Source organism: Bacillus sp. FSL H8-0492 (assembly GCF_038006145.1).
GTDB lineage: Bacteria > Bacillota > Bacilli > Bacillales > Bacillaceae_G > Bacillus_A > Bacillus_A mycoides.
This window is the reverse complement of the sequence record NZ_JBBOUP010000001.1, coordinates 1-7,500: the sequence shown is the minus strand read 5'-3', so window position 1 is coordinate 7,500 and position 7,500 is coordinate 1. Positions and strand designations below refer to the sequence as shown.

The 7,500-nt window shown below is 35.4% G+C and carries 6 protein-coding genes (1 of these 6 only partly in view); all 6 read right to left on the bottom strand.

Annotation, left to right across the window (positions count from 1 at the left end):
- Positions 1-1,301: the 5' portion of a DNA gyrase subunit A gene (gene gyrA / locus MHH66_RS00030; RefSeq protein WP_002034984.1), read on the bottom strand. The gene continues 1,171 nt to the left of window position 1, outside the view; the window shows 1,301 of its 2,472 coding nt (coding positions 1-1,301); the start codon lies at positions 1,299-1,301; the stop codon falls past the left edge of the window.
- Positions 1,302-1,389: 88 nt separating this feature from the next.
- Complete coding sequence (gyrB, locus tag MHH66_RS00025) at positions 1,390-3,312, bottom strand: DNA topoisomerase (ATP-hydrolyzing) subunit B (RefSeq protein ID WP_002034986.1); 1,923 nt, start codon at positions 3,310-3,312, stop codon at positions 1,390-1,392.
- A 38-nt stretch (positions 3,313-3,350) separates the two neighbouring features.
- On the bottom strand, positions 3,351-4,478 hold the full coding sequence (recF, locus tag MHH66_RS00020; RefSeq protein WP_002016486.1) for a DNA replication/repair protein RecF: 1,128 nt from the start codon (positions 4,476-4,478) through the stop codon (positions 3,351-3,353).
- 12 nt (positions 4,479-4,490) lie between these two features.
- A complete protein-coding gene (gene yaaA, locus MHH66_RS00015) occupies positions 4,491-4,703 on the bottom strand; it encodes a S4 domain-containing protein YaaA (RefSeq protein WP_002016484.1) in 213 nt (70 codons plus the stop codon).
- A 128-nt stretch (positions 4,704-4,831) separates the two neighbouring features.
- Positions 4,832-5,977, bottom strand: a complete 1,146-nt coding sequence (dnaN, locus tag MHH66_RS00010) for a DNA polymerase III subunit beta (RefSeq protein ID WP_002034988.1) — start codon at positions 5,975-5,977, stop codon at positions 4,832-4,834.
- Between the two features lie 182 nt (positions 5,978-6,159).
- Complete coding sequence (dnaA, locus tag MHH66_RS00005; RefSeq protein WP_002016481.1) at positions 6,160-7,500, bottom strand: chromosomal replication initiator protein DnaA; 1,341 nt, start codon at positions 7,498-7,500, stop codon at positions 6,160-6,162.

Below are 7,500 nucleotides of genomic sequence, written 5' to 3'. Positions count from 1 at the left end.
GTTAAACGTTGCAAACGCATATCTAAAATCGCTTGCGCTTGTTTCTCACTTAAGCCGAAACGTTCCATTAAACCTTGTTTTGCAATATCAGCTGTTTTTGAACTACGGATTAAAGTAATAACTTCATCAAGATGATCTAAAGCAATTCGTAAGCCTTCTAAAATATGAGCACGCGCTTCTGCTTTCTCTAATTCATAAGCAGTACGTCTACGAATCACTACCTTTTGATGCTCTAAATAATAATATAGATTTTGTTTTAAATTTAAGACTTGTGGCTCTCCATTTACAAGAGACAACATATTAATACCGAAACTTGTTTGGAGTGCTGTATGTTTATATAGATTATTTAATAGTACATTGGCATTGGCATCACGACGTACTTCCATAACAATACGCATACCATTTCGATCTGATTCATCACGTAAATCTGTAATACCTTCAATTTTCTTATCACGAACTAGTTCTGCGATCTTTTCAATTAATCGCGCCTTATTAACTTGATAAGGTAGTTCTGTTACGATAATAGTTTGTTTACCATTTGCTCTCTCTTCAATTTCAACTTTAGCACGAAGTATAATAGAACCGCGACCTGTTTCGTAAGCTCTTCGAATTCCACTTCGCCCTAAGATTAAACCTGAAGTTGGGAAGTCTGGTCCAGGAATATATTCCATTAATTCCGCGATAGTGATATCAGGGTTATGACTTAATGCCAACACACCATCAATTACTTCTCCAAGTTGATGCGGTGGAATGTTTGTTGCCATACCAACCGCAATACCCGTCGTACCATTGACTAATAAGTTAGGGAAACGCGCTGGTAATACAACTGGCTCTCTTTCAGAACCATCGTAGTTATCTTGATAATCAATTGTATTCTTTGTAATATCGCGTATTAATTCCATAGAAATCTTAGACATTCTTGCTTCTGTATAACGCATTGCTGCCGCTGAATCTCCATCAACAGAACCGAAATTACCATGTCCATCAACAAGCATGTAACGTTGACTAAAATCTTGTGCCATACGTACCATTGTTTCATAAACAGCTGAATCACCGTGCGGGTGATACTTACCAATTACTTCGCCGACAATACGCGCCGACTTCTTATATGCTTTATCAGCTGTAATTCCTAAATCATTCATCGCATATAAAACCCTACGATGAACTGGTTTTAATCCATCACGAACATCTGGTAATGCACGAGACACGATAACACTCATTGCGTAATCTAAAAATGAGGTACGCATTTCATGACTAATATTAATTTCTCGAATTCGTGCTTGTTGTTGATTGTCTGACATCAACGAGCACCTCCTCTTACATTTCCGTTACACATACATTGATTTATATGTAGAAGACAGGAATACTTAGATTCCTGTCATTACTCACTTAAATATCAAGGTTTTTCACGTATTTTGCATTTTCTTGGATAAAGTTACGACGCGGCTCTACTTTATCACCCATCAAAATTTCAAATGTTTCATCCGCTTCAATTGCATCTTGAAGGGAAACTTGAAGTAACGAACGTACTTCTGGATCCATTGTCGTCTCCCACAGCTGAGTTGGATTCATTTCCCCTAGACCTTTATAACGCTGAATCCCAGGCTTAGGTTGAGCTGGTAATTCAGCTAGTATTTTTTCAAGTTCTTTATTGTTATAAGCATATTGAATTTTTTTACCTTGTTGTACTTTAAACAACGGTGGCTGTGCGATATATATATATCCACACTCAATGATTTGACGCATATAACGATAGAAGAACGTTAATAATAGGGTACGAATATGTGCACCATCAACATCGGCATCTGTCATAATAATAACTTTATGATAGCGAGCTTTTTCAATAGCAAAATCCCCACCAATATTTGTACCGATTGCTGTAATAATTGTACGAACTTCATCATTTGATAAAATCTTATCTAAACGTGCCTTTTCAACGTTAATAATTTTACCCTTCAGTGGTAAAATCGCTTGAAAATGACGATCGCGCCCTTGTTTTGCAGATCCGCCCGCAGAGTCACCCTCCACGATATAAATTTCGCTAATTGCTGGATCTTTAGAAGAACAATCAGCTAGCTTCCCTGGTAAACTTGAAACTTCTAGAGCACTCTTTCGGCGCGTTAGTTCACGAGCCTTTTTAGCCGCTACACGTGCACGCGCTGCCATAGTCCCTTTATCTATAATTTTACGTGCAACATTGGGATTTTCTAGTAAGAACTTTTCAAACGCCTCTGAGAATACAGACTCTGTAATCGTTCTCGCTTCACTATTCCCAAGTTTCGTCTTTGTTTGTCCTTCAAATTGTGGATTTGGATGCTTAATTGACACGATTGCTGTTAAGCCTTCACGAACATCTTCACCAGTTAAATTACTATCCGCATCTTTTAAAATATTATTTTTACGACCATAATCGTTAATTACACGTGTTAGAGCAGTCTTAAAACCTACCTCATGTGTACCGCCTTCATACGTATGAATGTTATTTGTAAATGAATAAATATGATTTGTATAGCCTTCGTTATATTGAAGAGCAACTTCAACCTGAATCCCATCTTTTGAACCATCAACATATACAGGTTCTTCATGAATCGGTTGTTTTGAACGATTTAAATGTTCAACATATGATTTAATTCCACCTTCATAATGGAATTCTTTCTTTTGCTTATGTTCACGCTTATCTTCAATTGTTAATTTAATATTACGATTTAAAAACGCCAACTCACGCATACGAGTCGCTAATGTATCAAATTCGTATTCTGTCGTCTCTGTAAAAATTTCTGAATCTGGCTTAAAGCGTGTGATCGTTCCTGTACGATCAGTTTCACCTATTACTTTTAAATCTGCAGCCGGGACCCCACGTTCATATTTTTGATAGTGTATTTTTCCATCTCGATGTACAAATACCTCTAATTCTGTTGATAAAGCATTTACAACAGATGCACCTACACCATGCAAACCACCAGAAACTTTATAACCACCACCGCCAAATTTACCACCGGCATGGAGTACCGTCATAATAACTTCTACAGCAGGACGTCCCATTTTTTCTTGTATACCAACAGGGATACCACGACCATCATCTGTTACAACAATACTATTATCTTCTTCAATACTGACATTAATTTCATCACAATATCCTGCTAAAGCTTCATCAATACTGTTATCAACAATTTCCCACACGAGGTGATGAAGACCTTTTCCACTTGTAGAACCAATATACATACCAGGACGCTTTCGAACTGCCTCCAGTCCTTCTAACACCTGAATCTGACTTTCATCATATGCATTTTCCTGCATTTGCTTTTGTTCCATTGACACAAAGATCACCTACTTTTCCATTTAAACAGAAATTATTTTCTGTCTATTTCACAATCTACCGTGCCGTTCGTTACATGAATTGTTTTCGCTTCTTTCAATGTTTCGTGTTCAATTCCCTCGACACTCGTCGTTGTTACAAAGGTTTGTACTTTTCCTTGAATTGTATTTAGCAGATGCGATTGACGATAATCATCTAATTCTGATAACACATCATCTAGTAAAAGAATTGGATATTCCTTAACCTCTGAGTATATCAATTCAATTTCAGCCAATTTTAGGGATAGTGCGGTTGTTCGTTGTTGTCCTTGTGAACCAAAGACTTGAACATTTTTACTATTAACGAAGAATTGTAAATCATCACGATGAGGACCAAGTAAAGTTGTACCCCGAAAAATTTCACGTTGTTTCACAGATTGAAAACTTTCATAGTATACTTCCTTTATTTTCGACAAATCCATTGATTCTGATACATCTACACTTGGTTTATAAACGATTTCTAACTCCTCTAATCCCCTGCTAATTCCGCGATGAATTGGAGCAGCCCATTCTTGTAGTAAATGCAAAAACTCAAAACGTTTTCGCAAAATTTTTGCACCATGCTCAATAAGTTGAAGTGTAAATACATCCAACATCGTTTCCTCATTTTTACTATTCCCTTGCATCTTCTTAAGTAAATGATTTCGTTGCGTGAGTACCTTTTGATATTGACTTAATTCATACAAATAGACCGGAGCTATTTGTCCAAGTTCCATATCCAAAAAGCGTCTTCGTACTTGAGGGCTTCCTTTTACAAGATTTAAATCTTCTGGGGCAAACATAACAACATTCATTTCACCAATATACTGGCTCAATTTTTGTTGTTCTAACTGATTTAACTTTGCCTTCTTACCTTTTTTTGAAATATTTAATTCTAAGGATACTGAACTATTTCGCCTTTGTAATCTACCTTTTATATTACCATAATCCTCATCCCAACGAATGAGTTCACGATCGTTCGAAGTTCTATGAGATTTCGCCATCGCCAATACATAAATAGCTTCCATCAGATTCGTTTTCCCTTGCGCATTTTCACCAATAATTACATTGACTTTATCCTCAAAGGAAAGCTCTAAATGCTCATAATTGCGATAGTTTTTTAATTGTATTTCTGTAATAAACAAAGGGATCCCCCTTTATGCCTGAACTTGGAAAGTTCCGCTTCCCGGAATTTCAACAATATCATTTGCATATAACTTTCGGCCTCTTCTATTTTCAAGTTCTTGATTTACGTATACTTCATATTCTTGTAAGAACCATTTCACAGCGCCACCTGTATCAATTACATCAGCTAACTTTAAAAATTGTCCTAGTGTAATGTATTCTGTTGAAATCTTAATAAGTTTCATAAAATCGCTCACTTTCTGAAAGTGTTCATTCTTTCATTGTACTAAATAAACTAGCATTAGGAAAGTAATACCCCACAAATCAAATAAGGGTCACTAGTACCTTTACACTAGCAACCCTTAATCCTTACTTAGTAAGTACGGACTGGTAAAATTAATTGGATAATGGAATCATCATTTACTGTGCGAATTAAAAACGGTCTCATCGCTCCAGTAAAACTAACTTTAATTTCTGTACTATCTAAAGCCTTTAATGCGTCCATCATATATTTTGCACTAAAAGATATTTTTAATTCTTCCCCATCTACATTTTCACATTGAACCTCTTCTACTACTTTTCCGATTTCTGGTGCATTCGAAGAAATCTCTAACATCTGTTGTTCTAATGTCGATAATTTAACAACGTTGTTACGACCATCTCTTGCTAACAGCGACGCACGATCAATCGCTTGTAAAAATTCTTTTGTATTTACAAATATATCAGTTTTACTTTCAGCTGGAATTAACCGCGTTGTATCTGGATAATTTCCTTCTAATAATCTTGAGAAGAATAATAAATGTTTTGTACGGAATAATACTTGATACTCCGTAATAACGATATCTACCATTTCTTCAGATTCATCTAGAATTTTACTTAATTCACTTAAGCTCTTACCAGGAATAACGACATTCGCTTGAAATTCATCGGCAATATTATACCCTTCGATTTTTGCTTTACGAAGTGCTAGTCTGTGACTATCTGTTGCAATGCAAGTTAGCTCGCTGTTATATACCTTCCAGTTTACACCTGTCAAGATCGGTCTTGTTTCAGAACTTGAAACTGCAAATACTGTTTGACGAATCATGTGCTTTAGTAAATCTGTTGGAATCTTAAATACATGATGTTCTTCGATTTGTGGTAATAACGGATATTCAGCAGCATCTAAACCATTTAAGTTAAACTCTGATTTTCCAGATTTTATTTTTGTCATAAAATGATTTTCCACAGAAATTTCGACAGTTTCTTTAGGTAATTTTTTTACGATCTCACTAAAATATTTTGCTTGTAAAATAATACTTCCTGATTGTTCAATTTCCACAATTTCTTTTCCAGCATCTTCGACTGGGATAAATGATTCGATAGAGATGTCTGCATCACTACCTGTTAACGTAACTCCTTCTTCAGTTGCTACAACTTTAATCCCTGTAAGAATTGGAATTGTTGTACGAGAAGAAACTGCCTTCATTACATCTTGTACACTTCTTACAAGATAGTCTTTTTGTATTGTAAAACGCATAACGAAAAACCTCCGGTAAGTATAAGATTTTATTTATTTAATAAAGATAAAAAAATAGTAGTAATAGTAATAGGGCTTGTGGATATGTGGATAACCCTGTTTAAAGATGTAAAAACAGTCTATCTACATGTGGATAGACTGTGCGTAAAATAAGCTAAGTTATTCACACTATTCAGCTACTACTATTTTAAAATATCCTTAACTTCTTCAACGTGTTTTTGTAATTGAGTATCCGTTTTTAATAGCTTCGAAATTTTTTCGTGAGCATGGATTACTGTTGTATGATCGCGGCCACCAAATTCTTCACCTATTTTTGGCAAAGATGAGTCAGTAAGTTCACGTGATAAATACATCGCAATTTGGCGAGGGAATGCAACGGATTTTGTCCGTTTTTTTGCTTTGAAATCTTCTAATTTTACTTGATAGACGCCCCCAACAGCCTTTTGAATATCAGAAATAGAAATAATTCTAGGTATAGAGTTTGGAATAATATTTTTAAGCGCTTCAGCCGCTAAATCAGCATTCATATCTTTATTAATTAAAGATGAATAAGCTACAACTCGAATAAGTGCACCCTCTAGTTCGCGAATATTTGAATCGATTTGATTTGCGATATAAAGCATAACTTCATTTGGTATATCAAGACCTTCTGCTTTTGCTTTTTTACGTAAAATTGCGATTCTAGTTTCTAAATCTGGTGGCGTAATGTCCGTAATTAACCCCCATTCAAAGCGAGAACGAAGGCGATCTTCTAAAGTTGGGATTTCTTTTGGTGGTCTATCGCTTGAAATCACAATTTGTTTACTTTCTTCATGTAACGCATTAAATGTATGGAAAAACTCTTCCTGTGTTTGTTCTTTTCCAGCAAGAAATTGAATATCATCTATCAATAAGACATCTACATTACGATATTTATTACGAAAATCGACAGCTTTATTATCACGAATTGAATTAATAAATTCATTTGTAAATTTTTCAGATGATAAATATACAACTTTTGCATTTGGGTTGTGTTCAATTACATAATGCCCAATTGCGTGCATTAAATGTGTTTTTCCAAGTCCAACGCCCCCGTAAATAAAGAGCGGATTATAGGCTTTAGCTGGTGCTTCAGCTACAGCTAAAGAAGCAGCATGTGCAAAACGATTACCAGAGCCAATAACAAATGTATCAAATGTATATTTTGGGTTTAACATACTCTGTGGTAAGTGATTAGACTCATCATGTGCGTGTTTTTGCTTAACAGAAGGGAGATCTATATCCTCTTCTGCCTGACTTTGGGGAATGATAAAACGAATAGCTAGTTTTGCCCCTGTTAAATCATAAAGTGTTTCGGAGATTAGTTCCGAATAATGAGATTCTAGCCAGTCACGAGCGAATTCATTTGGAGCCGTAATAGTTAATACATCTTTTTTTAAGTTATGAGCAGTTGTTGATTTTAACCAGGTTTCATAACTTGGCTTGCTTACCTTTTTTTCTAATTCTTTTAAGGCACTATTCCATAAATCAGAGATATTTTCCAA